The 19,526-nt window shown below is 73.9% G+C and carries 13 protein-coding genes; 5 read left to right on the top strand and 8 right to left on the bottom strand.

The features are described from left to right. Nucleotides 1-299: 299 nt before the first annotated feature. A complete protein-coding gene (locus JQN84_RS00905) occupies nucleotides 300-815 on the bottom strand; it encodes an acyl-CoA thioesterase (RefSeq protein ID WP_204956513.1) in 516 nt (171 codons plus the stop codon). A gap of 23 nt (nucleotides 816-838) precedes the next feature. On the opposite strand from JQN84_RS00905, the gene JQN84_RS00900 reads away from it, so the two are divergent. Further along, nucleotides 839-1,510, top strand: coding sequence for a hypothetical protein (locus JQN84_RS00900; RefSeq protein ID WP_204956512.1), 672 nt, complete (start codon nucleotides 839-841; stop codon nucleotides 1,508-1,510). Nucleotides 1,511-1,683: 173 nt separating this feature from the next. Here JQN84_RS00900 and JQN84_RS00895 read toward each other — a convergent pair whose 3' ends face one another. After that, nucleotides 1,684-2,847 carry an acyl-CoA dehydrogenase family protein gene (locus JQN84_RS00895; protein ID WP_204956511.1) on the bottom strand — a complete coding sequence of 388 codons (1,164 nt, stop codon included), beginning with the start codon at nucleotides 2,845-2,847 and terminating at the stop codon, nucleotides 1,684-1,686. A gap of 249 nt (nucleotides 2,848-3,096) precedes the next feature. Between JQN84_RS00895 and JQN84_RS00890 the strand changes: the two genes are divergently transcribed. After that, entirely contained in the window at nucleotides 3,097-4,524 is a 1,428-nt protein-coding gene (locus JQN84_RS00890; protein ID WP_204956510.1) for a UDP-glucose dehydrogenase family protein, read from the top strand. A gap of 155 nt (nucleotides 4,525-4,679) precedes the next feature. Further along, nucleotides 4,680-9,581 (top strand): SCO7613 C-terminal domain-containing membrane protein, encoded by a 4,902-nt coding sequence (locus JQN84_RS00885; RefSeq protein WP_204956509.1) that lies wholly within the window; start codon nucleotides 4,680-4,682, stop codon nucleotides 9,579-9,581. A gap of 96 nt (nucleotides 9,582-9,677) precedes the next feature. Here the strand turns inward: JQN84_RS00885 and purE are convergent, their stop codons facing one another. The 3 genes from purE to JQN84_RS00870 all read right to left on the bottom strand — a co-directional run bounded on the left by purE (nucleotide 9,678) and on the right by JQN84_RS00870 (nucleotide 13,589). Further along, nucleotides 9,678-10,169: a 5-(carboxyamino)imidazole ribonucleotide mutase gene (purE, locus tag JQN84_RS00880; RefSeq protein ID WP_204956508.1), complete on the bottom strand. Its 492-nt coding sequence runs from the start codon at nucleotides 10,167-10,169 to the stop codon at nucleotides 9,678-9,680. Next, nucleotides 10,166-11,326, bottom strand: a complete 1,161-nt coding sequence (locus JQN84_RS00875) for a 5-(carboxyamino)imidazole ribonucleotide synthase (RefSeq protein WP_204956507.1) — start codon at nucleotides 11,324-11,326, stop codon at nucleotides 10,166-10,168. Before JQN84_RS00875 ends, purE begins: the two co-directional genes overlap by 4 nt. Nucleotides 11,327-11,501: 175 nt before the next feature. Continuing rightward, on the bottom strand, nucleotides 11,502-13,589 hold the full coding sequence (locus JQN84_RS00870; RefSeq protein WP_204956506.1) for a thioredoxin domain-containing protein: 2,088 nt from the start codon (nucleotides 13,587-13,589) through the stop codon (nucleotides 11,502-11,504). Nucleotides 13,590-13,724: 135 nt separating this feature from the next. On the opposite strand from JQN84_RS00870, the gene JQN84_RS00865 reads away from it, so the two are divergent. After that, a complete protein-coding gene (locus JQN84_RS00865) occupies nucleotides 13,725-14,759 on the top strand; it encodes a phosphatidylinositol-specific phospholipase C domain-containing protein (protein ID WP_204956505.1) in 1,035 nt (344 codons plus the stop codon). 156 nt (nucleotides 14,760-14,915) lie between these two features. Here the strand turns inward: JQN84_RS00865 and JQN84_RS00860 are convergent, their stop codons facing one another. The 3 genes from JQN84_RS00860 to mca form a co-directional block, all read right to left on the bottom strand. Continuing rightward, a complete protein-coding gene (locus JQN84_RS00860; protein WP_204957259.1) occupies nucleotides 14,916-17,363 on the bottom strand; it encodes a putative bifunctional diguanylate cyclase/phosphodiesterase in 2,448 nt (815 codons plus the stop codon). A 269-nt stretch (nucleotides 17,364-17,632) separates the two neighbouring features. Then, on the bottom strand, nucleotides 17,633-17,908 hold the full coding sequence (locus tag JQN84_RS00855) for a hypothetical protein (protein WP_204956504.1): 276 nt from the start codon (nucleotides 17,906-17,908) through the stop codon (nucleotides 17,633-17,635). A 49-nt stretch (nucleotides 17,909-17,957) separates the two neighbouring features. Beyond that, on the bottom strand, nucleotides 17,958-18,839 hold the full coding sequence (gene mca, locus JQN84_RS00850) for a mycothiol conjugate amidase Mca (protein WP_204956503.1): 882 nt from the start codon (nucleotides 18,837-18,839) through the stop codon (nucleotides 17,958-17,960). 179 nt (nucleotides 18,840-19,018) lie between these two features. On the opposite strand from mca, the gene JQN84_RS00845 reads away from it, so the two are divergent. Beyond that, complete coding sequence (locus JQN84_RS00845) at nucleotides 19,019-19,453, top strand: DUF4307 domain-containing protein (RefSeq protein WP_204956502.1); 435 nt, start codon at nucleotides 19,019-19,021, stop codon at nucleotides 19,451-19,453. The last annotated feature ends 73 nt before the right edge of the window (nucleotides 19,454-19,526 follow it).

Here is a 19,526-nt window from a genome sequence, read left to right as displayed (position 1 = left end):
GGGCCGGGCTCGGGCGGAACTCGGGCCGGGCTCGGGCGGAACTCGGGCCGGGTTCGGTGATCAAGAGATTCGAGTCAGCCTTCAGCCCAAAGTTGACGCAAACCTCTTGATCAACAGCCCTCGCCCCGGTGATCAAGAGGTTTGCGTCAGTCTCCGGGCTGAGATTGACGCAAACCTCTTGATCACCGGGCGGGGGCAGGGGCGGGCGGGCGGCGAGGCGAGGCGGGGGGAAGGAGGGCGGGGGGCGGGGAGGAGAGCGGGGCAGAGCGAGAGGGCCGGTGACTGGACGGGAGCGGGGGTCAGGAGGCGCGGTGGGCTTGGATGGCGCGGCGTTTGGCGAGGCGGTGGGCGCGGCGGATCTCGGCCTCCTTGTAACGGCGCTCGTCCTCGGCGGTCTCCGGGAGCACCGGGCGGACCATCCGGGGCGCGCCGCCCACGTCCACGCCGACGAACACGAGGTACGCGGTGGCCACCCGGACCGGTTCGTCCTCGGCCGAGTCCCACCGCTCGGCGATCACCTTCACGCCCACCTCCATCGAGGTGTTGCCGGTCCAGTTGACCTGGGCGTGGGCGTGCACCAGGTCACCTACCCGGACGGGCTCGGAGAAGACGATCTCGTCGATGGAGGCGGTCACCGCCGTACCGCCGCTGTGCCGGGCCGCCGCCGCGCCGGCCACGTCGTCGACGAACTTCATCAACACCCCACCGTGCACGGTTCCGTACAGATTGACATCGACAGCGGTCATGATGCGACTCAGCGTGACCCGGGAGTACGACGTCGGCTTGCCGGCAGGGGTGGTGGGGTGCTCGGTCATGGCAGAAACGGTACGGTGCGCCAATGCGACATCTCTGGAGCTTCCTCGCCGGGTTGGTGGTGGCACCCGTCACGTGGGTGTTGATCACTCTCGGGCAGGACGGGTCGGGCCGGACCGTGGACCGCTGGGTGGAGATCGGCACGTACAACACGGCCAACCTGATCGAGCCGGCCGTCTACCTCGGCGTCGCCGGCATCCTGCTGGGCCTGGTCGGCACCCTGCGCACCTCGCCGGTCGGCCCGCTCGTCGCCGGGCTGCTGCTGGTCACCCCGTACGTCGGGATGTTCATCGCTCCGTTCACCGTGCTCGACCGGATTCCCGACGACTGGAAGGTGCTCGGCGATCCGCTGCCGCTGCGCCAGCCGGTGCAGGACGGCACTCTGTTCCTGGTCGGTCTGCTGCTGCTGGTGGCCGTGTTCAGCGCCCAGCGGTGGCGGCGCTGGCCGCAGCCGGCGACCGGTCTGGAACCGGCCCCGGCGGACGACGACACTCCGCCGCCGCCCAGCTTCGCCACGAGCGACTGGCCGCCACCCCCACCGGCCCGCAGCGAGCCGGACACCGCCCCGCTGACCCTGGGCTACCCCGATCTGGACACCCCCACCGAGCCGCTGCCCCGACGGACCAGCAGCGAGTCGCCGTGGTCCGCGCCGCCGCGCTACGGCGCGAAGCCGGAGAACAGCACCGACAACCGTTGACGCCGCCGGGTGGGCCGGTCGGACCGGCCCACCCGCACCACGATGATCAAGGCCCGGTCACCGTCAGTCGCGACCGACGGCGCGGCAGGCGTCCGGACCGGAAGAGCCCCGGGACGGCCCGGCTTCAGCCAGACGCCGACGCCTGCGCAACGGAGGAGTGACGCGTCTGCCCGTCAGTCCTTGAGGAGTTGGCGGGCCATGACGATGCGTTGGACCTGGTTGGTGCCTTCGTAGATTTGGGTGATCTTGGCGTCGCGCATCATGCGTTCGACGGGGTAGTCGCGGGTGTAGCCGTAGCCGCCGAGGAGTTGGACGGCGTCGGTGGTGATCTCCATCGCGGCGTCGGAGGCGAAGCACTTCGCGGCCGCCCCGAAGTAGGTGAGGTCCGCGTCGCCACGCTCGGACTTCCCGGCCGCCGCGTAGGTCAACTGCCGTGCCGCCTCCAGCTTCATGCCCATGTCGGCGAGCATGAACTGGATGCCCTGGAACTCGGCGACCGGTTTGCCGAACTGTTTGCGTTCGCGGATGTAGCCCTTGGCGTAGTCCAGGGCGCCCTGGGCGATGCCGACGGCTTGGGCGGCGATGGTGACCCGGGTGTGGTCGAGGGTGCGCATGGCGGTGGTGAAGCCGGTGCCGGGGTCGCCGATGATGCGGTCGGCGGGGATGCGGACGTTGTCGAGGTAGACCTCGCGGGTGGGGGAGCCTTTGATGCCGAGTTTCTTCTCGGGTGCGCCGAAGCTGACGCCGGGGTCGGACTTGTCGACGACGAAGGCGGAGATGCCGCGGGAGCGGGCGGTGGGGTCGGTGACGGCGAACACGGTGTAGAACTGTGAGACGCCGGCGTTGGTGATCCATCGTTTGACGCCGTTGAGGATCCAGTGGTCGCCGTCGCGGACTGCTTTGGTGGTCATCGATGCCGCGTCGCTGCCGGCCTCGGGCTCCGACAGGCAGTACGAGAACATCGCCTCACCCGCCGCCACCGGCGTCAGATAACGCCGCTTCAACTCCTCCGACCCCGCCAACAGCAGCGGCATCGTGCCCAGCTTGTTCACCGCCGGGATCAACGACGACGAGGCGCAGGCACGGGCCACCTCCTCGATGACGATCGCGGTGGCCAGGGCGTCCGCGCCCGCACCGCCGTACTCGACGGGGATGTGCGGGGCGTGGAAGTCGGCGGCGCGCAGCGCGTCGTACGACGACGTGGGGAACTCCCCCGTCTCGTCGGCCTCGGCGGCGTACGGGGCCACCTTGGCGGCACAGACCTCGCGGACCGCCTCGCGGACCGCCTCGTGCTCCTCGGGCAACCGGTAGACGTCGAACGTCTGTTCTGCGGCCATGTCGGCCCTCCCCTTTCACCGCTATCATGCGCAGTCTGTGTGCCGTCTCCAGGCCGCCGACTGCCGCAGACTGAAGGATAGCCATCGTGGCTCCCCACCACGTTACCGGCCGGTAGGATCGTGCCGGGCAGGCGTCGACAGCGCACAACTACGCTGACCGAACGACAGGTTTTCCATCGGTGCCCGGCCAGGCGCCGCAGCCGATTGCGACGCAGTGAAGCGCCGCCAGTGCGAGCGGAGAAGACAGGCGTGACGATCCCGTACCCGAACATCCAGCCGGCGCCGACCATCTCCCCGGTGACGCCCCCCTCGGGTGCGCCGCGTCCCCGGGTGACGTTCCTGGGCACCGGCTACCTCGGCGCGACGTACGCCATCTGCTACGCCGAACTGGGCTACGAGGTGCTCGGCTTCGACGTCGACGCCGACAAGATCGCCAAGCTGAACGCGGGCGAGGTGCCGATCCACGAACCGGGTCTCGACGAGCTGCTGCGGCGCAACCTGGCCGCCGGCCGGCTGCGGTTCTCGACCGACATCGCCGAGACCGCCGAGTTCGGCGACGTGCACTTCATCTGCGTCGGCACCCCGCAGCGGGCCGACGGCATGGGCGCCGACCTGTCGTACGTCGAAGCCTCGGTGACCGCCCTGGCCCAGCAGCTGACCCGCAAGGCGCTGATCGTCGGCAAGTCCACCGTGCCGGTCGGCACCGCCGAGTGGGTGGAGCAGCTCGTCGGCAAGCACACCCCGGACGACCTGGGCGTCGAGGTGGCCTGGAGCCCCGAGTTCCTCCAGGAGGGCTTCGCCGTCGACGACGTGCTGCGCCCCAACCGGATCGTGGTCGGCGTCAAGACCGAGTGGGCCAACGCCATGCTCTACGCCGCCCACAAGGGCGTCTTCGACCTGGCCGCCACCGAGGACCGGGAGGTCCCGCTGGTGATCACCGACTTCGCCACCGCCGAACTGGTCAAGGTCGCCGCGAACGCCTTCCTGGCCACCAAGATCTCCTTCATCAACGCGATGGCCGAGGTCTGCGAGGCCAGCGGCGGCGACGTCACCCAGCTCGCCCGCGCCATCGGCTACGACCCCCGGATCGGCAACCGGTTCCTCCAGGCCGGACTCGGCTTCGGCGGCGCGTGCCTGCCCAAGGACATCCGCGCCTTCCAGGCCCGCGCCCAGGAGCTGGGCGCGGGTGAGGCGCTGCGCTTCCTGCACGAGGTCGACCTGATCAACCTGCGTCGCCGTACCCGGGTGCTCCAGCTCGCCGCCGACCTGCTCGGCCGCCGCTCCGGCCCGGCCGGCCCGGACTTCTCCGGCACCCGGATCGCGGTGCTCGGCGCGACCTTCAAACCCAACACCGACGACGTCCGCGACGCCCCGGCCCTCGCCGTCGCCGCGCTGCTCGCCAAGGCCGGCGCCGACGTGCACGTGTACGACCCCCAGGGCACCGGGAACGCCCGCCGGGTCGCCCCCGAGCTGGTCTACGAGTCCAGCATGAACGACGCCGTCTCCGGGGCCGACCTGGTCTGCGTACTCACCGAGTGGGCCGACTTCCGCAACGCCGACCCGGTCGCCCTCGGTGAGCTGGCCGCCGGGCGCAAGGTCGTCGACGGCCGCAACTGCCTCGACGCGGCACTGTGGACACAGGCCGGCTGGGAGTACCGGGGTATGGGCCGCCCCTGACGACACCGCGACGCGCCGGCGCGGGAGGCGATCCTCCCCGCGCCGGCGCTTTTTTGTACCCCTAACGGAGCGGCAGGTGTCGAAATCCACGCCCGCTCAGGGCATGCTGCGTGGGGGCGGCGTCCACAGTGCGTCCGGCCGGGTGGAGGGATGTCGTGGAGAGCTTCCAGTGCTCCTCGTGCGGGCGGCAGATCAAGCCGGCGGCCCGCTGCCCCAACTGCGGGGCCGAGCAACCGCAGTGGCGCGAACACCTCGCCGAGATCGAACGTTCCATCGCCGAGATGAAGGCCCGCGACGCCGAGATCGCCCGGGAGCAGCGGCAGATCGCCGCCAAGATGCAGGCCGCCCTCTTCCAGCGGGACATCCTCGCCCACGCCGGTGAGGAACGCGTCAAGCAGGCCACCCGGCCGCGCCGGGTGCTACGCCGCAAGGCGGACCGGCGGCCCCCCACCGCCACCACCGGTGCGCCGCCCCGGGTGCCCCGGCAGGGTGCCCCCGCCGGGCCGGACGGCCCCGACGAACCACCGCTCCCACCGCCGTACCGGACCGCCACCTGGCTGGGCGCGGACAACCCGGAACACCCGGCCGAGGCGTCCTCCCGGGAGGTGCAGAACATCCCGCTCGGGCTGGGTGCGCTGGTGCTGGCCGTCGCCGCGGTGGTCTTCGCCGCCGTCGCGACCAGCTCGATGGACGCCCTCGCCCGGCTCGGCATCCTGCTGGTCGCCACCGTCCTGCTGCTGCTCGCCCCGCCGGTGCTGGCCCGCCGGGGGCTGACCTCCACCGCCGAGACGATCTCGACGGTCGGCCTGCTGCTGGTGCCGCTGGCCGGGTACGCGCTGTGGGCGGTGGACCGGATCGGCGCGTCCGGGGCCGTCTTCTCCGGCGTGATCTTCGCGCTGACCACAGGCGTCGCCCTCGCCTACGCGGTGGGCACCGGCCTGCGGGCACCCCGGTTCGCGGCGGTGCTGGCCGCCCAACCCGTGGTGCCGTTGCTCGTCTACGGGTGGATCAGCGGCCCGACCGGCTGGGCGGTGGTGTTCACCGTGGTGGCCGTGCTCGACCTCGCGCTGGTCCGCTCCGGCATCATGCGGGAACGGCAGGCCCCGCCGGAGTCCACCGCCGACCGGCCCTCGGGGCCGCCCCGGCAGCGGGTCGCCCCGGACGGACGGCCGGAGGGGGCACCCGAGGAGTCGGGCGAGGTGCTCGACGGCACGACGGCCCCCCGGGGCGGTGCCCCCCGGCCGGTGCCGTGGCTGCCCCAGACGACCTGGCTGCTGCACGGGGTGGCGGTGGCCCTCGCCCTGGCGTACGCGGTCACCGCGCTGCTGCGGGCGCAGACCGTACCGGCGGCCACCGCTGCCGGCGCGGCGCTGCTGCTGGCCGCGGCGGTGGGCCTGGCCGGCACCCTGCTGCTGCGCCGACCGCCGTTGCCCGACCTGGGTGCCGGCATCCTCACCCTGGCCGTGATCGGCGCGCTGGGCCGGATCGCCTCGGTGGCCTTCCCGGGCCGGGCGCTGCTGCTGATCGCCGCGGTGATCACGCTGACCGGGCTGGCCGTGCGGGCCGTACCGGAAGCCGCCCGGCGGGGTCCGCAGCTCGCCTCCGCCGCGGCGCTGACCGTCAGCGGCCTGGTGGTGGCCGGCGGCGCGCTGCGGGCCGGGCTGGCACCGGTCGAGGCGGCGCTGCCCGCCTGGCGGGCCGACCTGGCCGCGTTCCCCGGCGAGGTGGCCGCGGCGGCCGGCCCGGCCGCCGGGCAGCTCGCCGCCAGCGCCCTGCTGCTCACCATCGCGGCGGTGCTCGCCCTGCCGCCGGAGATCCGCCGCGAGTTCGCGGTGGTCGGCGCGGGGTTGACCGCGCTGGCGGTGCCCGCCTCGCTGAGCCTGGGCTGGGCGGCGGCACCCTGGCCGATGGTGCTGGCGGCGGTCGCGATCGGCGTCGCCGGGCTCTGGGCGGCCACCACCCGGGCGGCCGTGGTGCACGCCGGGGCCGCCACCGTGGTCGGGTTCCTCGGGGCCGGTGCCGCGCTGAGCCGGCCGGCGCTGACCGCCGCCGCCCTGGCGGTGCTGATGCTGGCGGGCGTACTGGTGGCGCTCGCGCCGAGGGTACGGATCGCCCCGGCCGCCGCCGACGTCCTCTCCGGCTGGGCGGCCGGCGGCGCGGCGTTCGCGCTGCCCGGCGCGGTCGCCGCGTTCGTCGCGGCCACCGAGCCGTCCGGGCCGGTGCTCACCCCGGCGGTGCTGCGGGAGCTGACGGTGCCGATCCTGGCGGCGGGATTCCTCGCCGTCTGCGTCACCCTCGGCTACGCGGCGGTGATGCAGGTGTCGCAGCGGCACCTGAGCCTGCCGCACGCCGTCGGCACCGGACTGGGTGCGCTGGCGGTGATCGGGGCCGCCTTCTTCGCCCCGGGCCGCACGGCCGCCGACGCCTGGCTCGGCGGGCTGGTCCTGATCGCCACCCTGCTACTGCTCTTCGCCGGCCGGATCGACGCACGTCGCCCTTCGGACCTGGCGTTCGACGGCGCCGACCTGGCCGCTGCCGCCGTCACCACGGCGCTGATCGCCACCCTGGCCCGGATCACGGCGGTCATCTCGCCGGGCGGGCAGCTCGCGGTCGCCGCCGTGCTGGTGCTGGTGGTCGCCGTCGCCGCGCGGGCGATGCCCGAGGAGTGGCGGCGCGGGCCGGTGCTCGGCATCGCCGTCGGCGCTGCCCTGATCGGGGTGCTGGCCGGCTGGTCGGCGCTGCGCGGCGGGGTGGGCGTGCTGGCCACCCCGGGGCCGATCTGGGCCGGTGACCTCACCGGCTGGCCGGCCGCGCCGACCGGCGGTTCGACCTGGCAGGCCCCCGTCGCGCTGGCGCTGCTCGCGCTGGCCGCCGCGATCCTGCTCCCCACCCCCTGGAAGTACGACGTGGCCGGGGTCGGCGTGGTACTGGCCACCGTCGGCCTCCCGGCCGCCTTCGACCTGCCCTGGTGGTCCCCCGTACTGGTGGGGCTGGCCGTCGCCACCGCCTTCGGCACCGCCGCGGTGGCCTCCGCCGACCCGCGCGCCGGGTTGTCCCGGGCCACCGTGGCCGGGGTGGTCGCGCTGCACGCCGCCGGGGCCGGGCTGGTGCGCCCGTGGACCACCGCGCTCGCCCTGGGCGGCATCGCGCTGATCGGCCTGACCGTGGCGGCGATGGCCCGTTCCCTGGCCCCCTCGCTGGTCGAGGACGTCGAGACCGAGGGGATGCCGCCGCACCTGGTGCAGATCGGCGGCCTGGCGACCGCCGCCGCGCTGCTCGCGCTCCCCGGCGCGGTCGCCGCGCTGGCCGCCGAGTTCGGCCACGGTGCGCAGGTGGTGCTGACCGCCGCGCTGGCCGCGTCCAGCTTCGGGCTCGCCGCGGTGGCCGCCGTCCGCCGGCAGGTCCCGCAGTATCTGCCGTACGCGAGCGCGGCGGTCGCCGGCGGGGCGACCGTCAGTGCCGTCGCCGCCATCTTCGTCGACCTGCCGTCCGGGGTGTTCGCCGCCGCGGCGGCGTTGCTCGGGGTCCTCGCCGAACTGGTGCGGGCGTCGACCGTGCCACCGGTCGGGTCCGCCCAGCCGGTACGCCGCTGGGCGGTCCTGTTGGACGGTGCGCTGCGCCGGCTGCCCGACGACGGTACGCAGCGACGCTGGCGGATCGATCCCGCCGCCGGGGCGCTGGCCGCCGCGGCCGTGCCCACCGTGTTGGCCGTGGTGTCCCTCGCGCCGCTGCTGTTCGTGGCGCTGGTCGAGCCGCACCGGATGCTCGCCCACGTCTGGCAGGGGCCGCCGCCGCAGTTGCGGACCCCGCCACCGGAGCTGGTGGACCCGACGCACGTGCTCACCGCTCTGCTGCTCACCGGCACCGCCGCGCTGGCCGCCACCGGTCTGGCCGGTGGCCGCCGGTCCCGGGCGGTGCCGGTGGTGCTGCCCGGTCTCGCGGTGACACTGCTGATCACCCCGATCGCGCTGGGCCTGGCGTGGCCACAGAACGCCCTGGCCGCGCTCGCCGTGTTCACCATCTCGATGCTGGGGCTCGCGTTGACCCCGCCGCCCCCGCTGGCGGAGCGGGCCCGGTCGCTGCGGCTGGCCCGGGTACTGGTCTTCGTCATCGGGCTGGCCGGTGGCGGTGCGGGGCTCGCCGGCAGCCTGGCCAGCCGGGGGTTGACCCTGTTCACCCTGGGTGGCGCGGTCGGCGTCGGGGTGGTCGCCGCGCTCTTCGGCACCACCGGGCGGGCCCGCATCCTCGGCTGGCTGTTCGCCTCGCTGATGGCGCAGCTGTTCGTGCTCACCGCCGGTCTGGTGGCCGGCTTCCCCGCCGTCTGGTCGGCGTTCGGGGTGCTCGCGGTGGGCGCGGCGTTGCAGGTCTTCGCCGCGACGCTGCCCCGGCTGCGGCGACCCGAGGCGTACCGGGAGGCCGCCACCGTCGAGTGGAGCGGGTACGCCGCCGCGCTCATCGCCCTGGCGTTGGCGTTCGACTCGCCCCGGCACATCGCCGCCCTGCTCGCCGCCTGGGGTGCCGTGCTGGGCGTGGCCGCCGTCCGACCGGGGCGGCGACCGGTGGAGCGGCGGATCCTGTTCTGGGCGGTGGTCGCCTGCGAGATCGTCGCCTGGTGGATCATGATGCGGGTCGCCGACGTGGCGCTGCCCGAGGCGTACACGTTGCCGTTCGCGGCGCTCGCCCTGCTGGTCGGCATCCTCGAACTACGCGACCGCCCCGACCTGTCGAGCTGGGTGGCGTACGGCCCGGCGTTGATCGCGGCGTTCGTGCCGACGCTGGCGATCGTGCTCGCCACCGACTCCAGCATGATGCGCCAGGTGCTGCTGCTGCTCGGCGCGGTAGCGGTGCTGGTGTACGGCTCGACCAGCCGGCAGCAGGCCCCGGTCATCGTCGGCGCGGCGGTGACCGCGATCGCGGCGGTGCACGCCCTGTTCAGCCTCGGCCCGTGGCTGGTGCTCATCCCGGTCGGCCTGGTCCTGCTGGTGCTCGGGGCGAGCAACGAACGTCGCCGCCGCGCCCAGGACAGGCTGCAGACCGCCCTGCGCTCCATGAGGTGAATCGGAGGGTCACGGCGGGGTCGGACGTGGTCGGATACCGCAACATCGACCCCATTGCGCGGGCAGCCCGCCCCGACGGGCGGCCCCGCCGCAAGGTCAGGTCAGGGAGGCGCGGAGGGCGGCGTCCTTCTCGGCCACCAGGTCCTCCAGGTCGGCCTGGAAGGCGGTCATCCGGGCGCGTAGGGCCGGGTCGGTCGCGGCCAGGATGCGGACCGCGAGCAGGCCGGCGTTGCGGGCGTTGCCGATCGACACGGTGGCCACCGGAATCCCCGCCGGCATCTGCACGATGGACAGCAGCGAGTCCATCCCGTCCAGGTGCTTCAGCGGCACCGGCACCCCGATCACCGGCAGCGGGGTGACCGAGGCGACCATGCCGGGCAGCGCGGCGGCCCCGCCCGCCCCGGCGATGATCACCTTGAGGCCCCGGTCGGCGGCGTCCCGGCCGTACTCGATCATCTTGACCGGGGTGCGGTGCGCGGAGATCACCGCCACCTCGTACGGGACGTCGAACTCGTCCAGGGTGGCGGCGGCGGCCTTCATCACCGGCCAGTCCGAGTCGCTGCCCATGATCAGCCCGACGGTGCTCACCCGTGCCCCTCCCGCAGCCAGCGGGCGGCCCGCGCCGCCCGCGCCCGTACGTCGTCCAGGTCGTCGCCGAGCACCGTGACGTGCCCGATCTTGCGGCCGGGCCGGACCTGCTTGCCGTACAGGTGGACCCGGGCGCCCGGTTCGGCGGCGAAGAGATGGTGCAGCCGCTCGTCGAGGGAGATCCCGCCCGGCTCACCGCCGAGCACGTTCGCCATCACCACCACCGGGGCGGCCAGCGAGGTGTCCCCCATCGGGTAGTCGAGCACCGCCCGTAGGTGCTGCTCGAACTGGGAGGTCCGGGCCCCCTCGATGGTCCAGTGCCCGGAGTTGTGCGGGCGCATCGCCAGCTCGTTGACGACTAGGCCGGCGTCGGTCTGGAACAGCTCCACCGCCAGCAGGCCGACCACACCCAGCGCGGTGGCCAGGTCGATGGCGAGCTGCTGGGCGGCGACGGCCAGTCCCTCCGCCAGGCCGGGCGCAGGGGCGAGCACCTCGACGCAGATCCCGTCCCGCTGCACGGTCTCCACCACCGGATAGACGGCGACCTGCCCGAACGGCGAGCGGGCCACCTGCACGGCCAGTTCCCGGCGCAGCGGCACCCGTTCCTCGACGAGCAGCGAGGTGCCGCCGGCGAGCAGGGTCGCGGCCAGCTCGGCGGCCTGTTCGGCGTCGGCGACCAGCCACACGCCGCGCCCGTCGTAGCCGCCCCGCGCCGCCTTGAGCACCACCGGCCAGCCGTGCTCCGCGCCGAAGGCGAGCAGGTCCGCCGGGTCCTCCACCGGCCGCCACGCCGGGTTGGGGGCACCGAGCGCGCCGAGCCGTTCCCGCATCACCCGCTTGTCCTGGGCGTGCAGCAACGCGTCGGCGGGCGGGAACAGCTTCACCCCCTCGGCGGCGAGGGTGCGGATGTGCTCGGTCGGGACGTGCTCGTGGTCGAACGTGACCACGTCGCAGCCCTTGGCGAAGGTACGCAGCGCGGCGAGGTCGGTATGGTCGCCGTACTGCACGTCGGCGGCGACGAGCGCGGCACCGTCGTCGGGGGCGAGCGCCAGCACGCGCAGTGACTGGCCGAGGGCGATGGCGGCCTGGTGGGTCATCCGGGCCAGTTGGCCGCCACCCACCATGCCGACGACGGGCAGACCGGTACGGGAGTCCATAGCGCCGCCAGCCTAACCGGGTCGGCCCGCCGGCCGACCCGAGGGCCACCCCCGGCGGTCGGACCGGGCCACGCGACCCCCACCAGCCGGGGACCCGCCCAGCCGGCCGGGGACCGCCGGAAGCCGAGGACCGCCGACGCCGGAGCCCGCCGGAAGCCGGGGCCGCCGGGCCGGCTCAGGTGAGCTGGGCGACCAGGTCGTCGACCGAGGTCACCGGCCGCTGGCAGACGAACCCCCGGCAGACGTACGCGGTGGGCCGCCCGTCGAGCAGCGGCCGGTCGGCGAGCAGCGGCACGCCGGGCTGGTCGGTCCGGCCGGCGACCACCACCGCACCGGGTGGGGCGTGCCGGTGCGCGGCGGCGACCAGCGGGTCCCCGGCCGGGTCGTCGGTGACCACCGCGATCTCGTACGGCCCGGACAACAGCGCCTCCCCGGTGGTGGCCGCGTACCCGGTGAACCGGGCGTGCCGGCCGACGATCGGCGCGACCGTGGACAGGGCCGCCTCCGCCGCCTCCCGGTAGCGGGTCTCCCCGCTCAACGCCGCGTACGCGGTCAACGCCGCCGCGATCGCCGACCGGCCCGACGGGGTGGCGTTGTCGGTCGGGTCGGCCGGCCGGGCGACCAGCCGTTCGGCGTCGTCGGCGGTGTCGTAGAAGCCGCCGTCGGAAGCGGCGAACCGGGCCAGCGCCACGTCGAGCAGGCCGCCGGCCAGTTCCAGCCAGCGTCCCTCGCCGGTGAGCTGGTGCAGTGCGCAGAACGCCTCGGCGACGCAGCCGTAGTCCTCCAGCACGCCGGCCGGTTCGCCGACGACGCCGTCGCGGGAGGTCCGCCGCAGCCGGCCGTCGACCAGGTGCACGTCGGCCAGGTGGGTGGCGGCGTCGCGCAGCGCCCCGTCGGCGACGATGGCGATCCCGTCCATCAGGTTGGCGTCCTCGTCGTCGGAGGTCACCCGGATCGCGACGACCTGGAGGAACTCGACGAGGGCGGTGATCGCCAGCCCGTTCCAGGCGGCCACCACCTTGTCGTCGCGGGCCGGTTGGGGGCGGGTGTCCCGGGCGGCCAACAGCCGGCCCACCACGCTGCGCCAGCGGTCCCGGACCTCCGGGTCGGCCTCGTCGACGTCCCGGGCCAGCCGCAGCACGCTGGTGCCGGCGGTGCCGTGCCCGGCCGCGTCCGCGTCGTCCGACCCGGCGGCGGGCCGGGGTTCGAAGGTGCCGACCTCGGTGACGTCGAACAGGTCGGCGGCGAAGCGGCCGTCGTCCTCGCCGAGCGCCTCGACGAGCTGCGCCGGGGTCCAGACGTAGGTGAGGCCCTCCACCCCGTCGGTGTCGGCGTCGAGCGCGGAGGCGAAACCCCCGCCGGGGCGGTGCAGTTCATCGGCGAGGAACCGGGCGGTGTCCCGGGCCACCCGGCGGGCCAGCGGGTCGCCGGTGAGCCGCCACAGCTGGGTGTAGACCCGCAGCAGCAGGGCGTTGTCGTAGAGCATCTTCTCGAAGTGCGGCACCGTCCAGTGGGCGTCCACCGAGTAGCGGGCGAACCCGCCGGCGAGCTGGTCGTTCAGGCCGCCCCGGGCCATCGCCTCGGCGGTGTGCCTGACGATCTCCAGGCTGCGCGCCGAGCCGGTCCGTTGGTGGTGCCGGAGCAGGAAGAGCAGGTTCATGTGCGGCGGGAACTTCGGTGCGCCGCCGAAGCCGCCGTTGGTCTCGTCGTACTCGGTGGCGAGCTGGTCGGCAGCGGCGTCGAGCAGTCCGGCGGTGAGCGGGGCGGTGGGGCCGCCGACGGCCTGGGCGCCGCCGATCGCCTCGACCACCGCGACGCCCTGCCGCAGTACGGCCTCCCGCTGCTCCCGCCACGCGGTGCCCACCGACTCCAGCAGCCGGACGAAGTTGGGCTTCGGGAAGTAGGTGCCGCAGAAGAACGGAGTGCCGTCGGGGGTGGCGAAGACCGTCATCGGCCAGCCGCCCTGGCCGGTCATCGCCTGGGTGGCGGTCATGTAGACGGCGTCGACGTCGGGCCGTTCCTCACGGTCCACCTTGACCGCCACGAAGCCGGCGTTGACCAGCGCGCCGACCGTCTCGTCCTCGAACGACTCGTGGGCCATCACGTGGCACCAGTGGCAGGCGGCGTAGCCGACCGAGATGAGCACCGGGACGTCGCGCCGTTTCGCCTCGGCGAAAGCCTCGTCGCACCACGGCCACCAGTCGACCGGGTTGTCGGCGTGCTGGAGCAGGTACGGCGAGGTGGCCTGGGCGAGTCGGTTCACCCGACGACCCTATCCACCCCCGGGCGCACCCGCCGGGGCAACCGTTGCGCCGATATCGGGTCTTCCCCCGTTCACATTCATCGACTTTGATCTGTTCGGGTCCGGTGATCGGCACCGGGCCGCGAGGAGGTCCCCATGCGCGGTTCCCGTCTCCTGTCGGCGCTCACCTCGGTCGCGGTGGTCGCGGCGGTGTTCACCACCGCCGCGCCCGCCTCAGCCGCGGTGGACCCCGGCACCCGGGTCTCGGCGACCACCGTGGTCGGTACGCACAACGCGTACGAACGCGGCACGTACACCTATCTGGCGCAGGCGCTCGACGCCCGCCCCGGCCTGATCGAGCTGGACGTCTGGCCGGACATCATCACCAAGCAGTGGCGGGTCAGCCACTCCAACCCGCTGGGCAACGACAACAACTGTGTCGCCGCCACCACCCCCGCGCAGCTCTACACCGGCACCCGCAACAAGAACCTGGAGAACTGCCTGGACGACATCCGACTCTGGTTCGACGCTCACCCCGACGCCGGGCCGCTCAAGCTCAAGCTGGAGTTGAAGACCGGCTTCAGCAGCCGTACCGGGCAGGGACCCGTCCAGCTCGACGCGGTGCTCGCCGCCCGGCTCGGCAGCCGGGTGTTCCGCCCCGCCGACCTGCGCGGCGGGTACGCCACCCTGGACGCCGCCGCCCGCGCGAACGCCTGGCCCACCCGGGCGCAGCTCGCCGGGAAGGTGATCGTGGAGCTGATCCCCGGCACCGTCGAGGAGGGCAACCCGACCGACACCCTGTGGACCGACATCGAGTACGCCCAGCACCTCGTCGGCCTGGCGGCGGCCGGCACCCTCGGCCAGGCCCAGGCGTTCCCGGCGGTGCACCGCGCCCAGGCCGGCGACCCGCGCACCAGGTACGCCGATACCGCCCTGCGCCCGTGGTTCGTGCTGTTCGACGGGGACGCCAGCGCGTACGTCACCGGCGGCATCGACACCTCCTGGTACGACACCAACCACTACCTGCTGGTGATGACCGACGCGCAGAACGTCCCACCGGCGGTGGGCAACACCGACGCCACGGCCGCCCGCGCCCGCCTCGCCCAGCTCGCCGCCGCCCACGCCAGCGTCGCCTCCGCCGACTGGGCCGCGCTGCCGACGGTCGTCGCCGAGGTCCTCCCCCGAGGCTGACCCACCCCCACCCCCACACCCCGCCCACCCCCACACCCCGTCGATCATGGAGTTTCGGTGGTCGCTCTGTGTAGATTTGGGCGCTTCCAGGGCACCACAACTCCATGATCGACGGGGTGGGGGTGGGGGTGGGGGTGGGGGTGGGGGTGGGGTGGGTTAGGAGGCGCCGTCGGCGCGTAGGGGGAAGACGTTCGACTCGGCGGAGTCGCGCAGCGAGCCGAGCACCGCGCCGATCTTGTCGGCGGGCATCGGCTTGAAGAAGTGGTAGCCCTGGGCGGCGGTGCAGCCGAGGGCCACCAGCGCGGCCCGCTGCTCGGCGGTCTCCACCCCCTCGGCGACCACCCGCAACCCCAGCTCGTGGGCGAGTCCGACGGTGGCCCGGACGATCGCCGCCGCCTCCGGCGAGTCGGCCATCCGGATCACGAAGGACCGGTCCACCTTCAGCTCGTCCACCGCGATCCGGGTCACGAACGACAGCGACGAGAAGCCGGTGCCGAAGTCGTCGACGGCAAGCTGGACGCCCATCCTGCGCAGGTTCGCCAGCACCTCGTCGATAACTTCCAGCTCGCTCATCACCACCGTCTCGGTGATCTCCAGGACCAGCTTGTGCGCCGGCACCTGGTGCCGGCGCAACGCGTCGGCGATCTCCGAGGGCAGCCGTGGGTCGAGCAGGCTGCGCGCCGAGAGGTTCACCGAGATCGGCACGTCCAGCCCGTCCCGGGCCCAGTCGGCGGCCACCGAGAGCGCCTTGTCCAGTACGTACCGGGTGAACGTGCCGAGCTGTTCGCTGTTCTCCACCGGGCGGATGAAGTCGGACGGGCCGAGCCAGCCTCGCCGGGGGTGTTGCCAGCGGATCAGTGCCTCCACCCCGGTCGGCGCTCCGGTGGCCAGGTCGACCGCCGGTTGCAGGGCCAACACCAGCTGGTCGTCGGCCTGCAACGCCTCCCGCAGCTCGGCCAGCAGGGCCAACTGGTCGGTGCTGGCCGCGTCCCGGGTGCTGTCGTACGCGGCGACGCTGCCGCCGCCCTCCTTCGCCTGGTACATGGCGATGTCGGCCCGGCGCAGCAGCTCGGTCAGGTCGGCGGTGCCCGCCCCGGCCACCACCACCCCCACCGCGACCTCCACCGACATCCGCACCCCGGCCACCTCGGTCGGTGCGGCCAGCCGCTCGGCGATCTCCCGGGCCTGCCGCAGCGCGTACGCCATCGGGGCGGCCCGGTCGCCGATCACCGGGACCGACGTCAGCAGCAGCGCGAACTCGTCGCCACCGAGCCGGGCGAGCAGGTCACCGGGGCGGGCCAGGGTGCCCAGCCGGTTGCCGGTGAGCCGCAGCAACTGGTCACCGGCGGCATGCCCGAGGGTGTCGTTGACCTCTTTGAACTGGTTGATGTCGAGCAGCAGCAGGGCCACCGGGTGATCGTGGGCGAGCTGCCGCAGCGCCTGGTCGCCCTTGCTCAACATGGCCGTGCGGTTGGCCAGCCCGGTCAACGCGTCGTGCACCGCGTCGTACGACGAGCGGGCGCTGACCAGGCGCAGCTCCCGGTGGGTGGCCGCGTCGTGCAGGGCGGCGGCCAGGGCGTCGGAGTAGGCCGCCAACGCGTCCCGTTCCCGGTCGTCGGGCGGCCCGGAGACGGGGAACCGGACCCGGATCTGGCCGACCCGGACGTCCCCGACGGCCAGCGGTCGGACGAGTTCGTGGGCGTCCGGGGCCGCGCCGGCCGGCGGCCCGGCCTCCCGGTCGCGGAGGCGGCCGGAGGAATCCCCCCGGTAACGCCGCCACCGGCCGTCGGCCCGGGCCACGTCGACGTCGACCAGTTCCGCCCCGAACAGGGCCAGCGCCCCGGTCACCGCGGCGGTGGCCACCCCCCGCTCGTCGAGCTGGTTGAGGGCGGCGGTGGCCTCGGCGAACGCGCGCCAGGTGCGCTGTTCCTGGTCGGCGCGCAGCCGGTGCCGGTAGGTCTGCTGGAGCAGCCAGAGCAGCGGCGGGAGCAGCAGCAACCAACGCGGGTCGACCTCAAGCAACGCCACCACGACCAACCCGACCATCACGTTGCCGACGAACATCAGCACCTTGCCGCGCAGCGCGACGAGCAGCGCCGGGCCGACCGCGACGCCGTGCCGCAGCGCCAGGGTGGCCGCGCCCAGCCCGGCGGTGGTGAACAGGTAGGTGACCGCACCGGCGACGAGGGCGGGCACGAGCGTCGGGGTGGGGCCGGCCAGGAACGGCTCACCCAACGCGGTGGCGACGGTGACGGCGAGCGCGGTGGCCGCGGTCAGCGAGGCGGCGATCCGGACCAACTCCACCGGAGGACGACGGTCGGCGGCCAGCGACATCGCCGTCCAGGCCGCGCCGGTGCCGAGCAGCGCGGCAGCCGGCAGCCAGCCGGCCGGCGCCAGGTAGAGGCAGCCGATCAGGGCGGCCTCGCCCCAGGTGATGCTCACCATGCCGGTGGCGGTGCGGAAGCGCAGCCGGGCGAGCTGGGCCAGGGCGAACACGGCGGCGACGATGCCGAACCGGGCGACGGCCGGGAGCGGATCGTCGGCCGGCAGGGCGGTGGGCAGGCGCAGGCCGACCAGCACCGCCACCAGGGCGGTCACCGTCACCGCGAGGGTGAGGACGCGCACCCGCAGCGGAGTCTCCGTCGGCGTCGACCCGTCGTCGGACGCGCCGGCCCTGCCGGAGGTCACCGCCCGGCTCCGTCCGCGGGGCCGTCGACGGCGCGACGGACGAACGCGGCTACGACGGTCATGGCACCCCCTCCCGCGCACGGCTCAGGGACTTTCGTCCCCCGGCGGAAGGCTAAGCCAATCCGGGTGGCCGCAACAGGGGGCGACGACCCGGATCGACGTGATTCACGCTGCGGTCACCCCACTCAGGGCTGCTGGTGGCCGCTGGGCGGGTTCGTACGTGATTCCTGCCCCGTCGTCGCGTCCGACGGGCCGGTGGCAGACGAATCGGTCCCGACCGGACCACCCTGGTGGGGGAACCGGTCGGGCAGCCGGCGCAGCCGGGAGTTCATGTTACGGATGAGCAGGACGGTGGCGGTGCCGAGCAGCACGATGAGGAAGAGGCCCATCGGCCCGGCCAGGCCGCCCGTGCGGGTGTCACCGAAGTTGTTCTCCGCGAGCACCTGGACAGCGTTCAGCATGGTGTTTCTCCGATGTGCGGTGGAGTGTCAGCGTAGCCCCGGCCGCCGGTCACCCGGCATGGGCCGCTTCCCGAACCCCCGCGAACAGGTCGGACTCGGGCAGTGGGGACTCGACCGTCGAGCGGGCGAGTTGGAAGTCCTCAGTCGGCCAGGCGTGCTGCTGGATCTCCATCGGCACGTGGAACCAGAAGCCGTCCGGGTCGACCTGGGTGGCGTGGGCGCGCAGCGCGTCGTCGCGGACCGGGAAGTACTCCGCGCACTCCACCCGGGTGGTGATCCGCGAACCCTTGTCCGGCCGCTCGTCCCAGCGCTTGAGCCAGTCCTCGTACGGCGAGGGGAGGCCCGCGGCCAGCGTGCCCTCGTGCAGGGCCAGGAGCTTGCCCTTGGAGAAGCCGATGTCGTAGTAGAGCTTCGACGGCTGCCAGGGGGTGCCCAGCTCCGGGTAACGGGTCGGGTCGCCGGCCGCCTCGAACGCGGCCACGCTGATCTTGTGACACATGATGTGGTCGGGGTGCGGGTAGCCGCCCTCCTCGTCGTACGTGGTGACGACGTGCGGGCGGAACTCCCGCATCAGCTTCACCAGCGGCCCGGCCGCCACCTCGACGTCCTGGAGGGCGAAGCACCCCTCGGGCAACGGCGGCAGCGGGTCGCCCTCGGGCAGGCCCGAGTCGACGAAACCCAGCCAGGCCTGCTCGACGCCGAGGATGGCCCGCGCGGCGTCCATCTCGGCCCGCCGGATCTCGCCGATGTTGGCCCACACCTCGGGGCGGTCCAGCTTGGGGTTGAGCACGCTGCCCCGCTCACCCCCGGTGCAGGTCACGACCAGCACGTCCACCCCCTCGGCGACGTACTTCGCCATGGTGGCGGCACCCTTGCTGGACTCGTCGTCCGGGTGTGCGTGCACGGCCATGAGACGCAGCTTCTCTGCCAACGTGGGCGCTCCTCGTCTGTGCCCGGCGGCGGCCCGCTCCGGGTCGCTCGCCCGACCTGCCGCGGTGACCTGCCGGCGCGGTTGCCGACCTGCCGGTCCGGGCTCGGCCCCGGGCTGGGAAGATGGACCCTGTCATTCTTGCCGATACCCCCGACAACAACGCCAGGAGATACCCGCCGGTGACCGAGACGCACGCCACAGTTCCCTCGGCCGCGCCGGTGTTCCCGCCCGGCCGGTACGGCCGCAGGCGGGAGCCCAGGCGTCGACACCCGGCGCTGAGCTGGGCACTGGTGGCCATGCTGATCGCCGGGTTGGTCCTGGCCGCGACGCAGCTCTACCAGCGCTACGGTGACCCGGAATACCAGCCCGAGGTGATCACCTACACCGACGTCAGCGACACCGGCGTCCAGGTCGACTTCCGGGTGACCGTGCCCGCGGGCGGCTCGGCGGTGTGCCTGGTCCGGGCCCGCTCGCACGCCGGGGCCGAGGTGGGCCACGAGGAGGTCACCGTGACCGCCGCCCCCGGCCAGCGGCACGTCACCACCCGGCACCGGGTCGCCACCACCGAACGCCCGTTCATCGGCGAGGTCGTCCGCTGCCGTCCCGCCGGCTGAGCGACGACGGGACCGACCCGACGTCGCGGCGGGCCGCCGGCCGTCCCCCGACCGAGTGATCGACGACGCCCGG

The sequence above is a fragment of the Micromonospora humidisoli genome, from assembly GCF_016900955.1.
Lineage (GTDB): Bacteria > Actinomycetota > Actinomycetes > Mycobacteriales > Micromonosporaceae > Micromonospora > Micromonospora wenchangensis.
Note: the sequence above shows the minus strand (reverse complement) of the source record. Positions and strands in the feature narration are given on the sequence as shown.

Bases quoted from the DNA above. Each gene is read 5' to 3' on its own strand.
- JQN84_RS00905 (WP_204956513.1), bottom strand. From the start codon at position 815: ATGACCGAGCACCCCACCACCCCTGCCGGCAAGCCGACGTCGTACTCC.
- JQN84_RS00900 (WP_204956512.1), top strand. From the start codon at position 839: ATGCGACATCTCTGGAGCTTCCTCGCCGGGTTGGTGGTGGCACCCGTC.
- JQN84_RS00895 (WP_204956511.1), bottom strand. From the start codon at position 2,847: ATGGCCGCAGAACAGACGTTCGACGTCTACCGGTTGCCCGAGGAGCAC.
- JQN84_RS00875 (WP_204956507.1), bottom strand. From the start codon at position 11,326: ATGGACTCCCGTACCGGTCTGCCCGTCGTCGGCATGGTGGGTGGCGGC.
- JQN84_RS00865 (WP_204956505.1), top strand. From the start codon at position 13,725: ATGCGCGGTTCCCGTCTCCTGTCGGCGCTCACCTCGGTCGCGGTGGTC.
- JQN84_RS00855 (WP_204956504.1), bottom strand. From the start codon at position 17,908: ATGCTGAACGCTGTCCAGGTGCTCGCGGAGAACAACTTCGGTGACACC.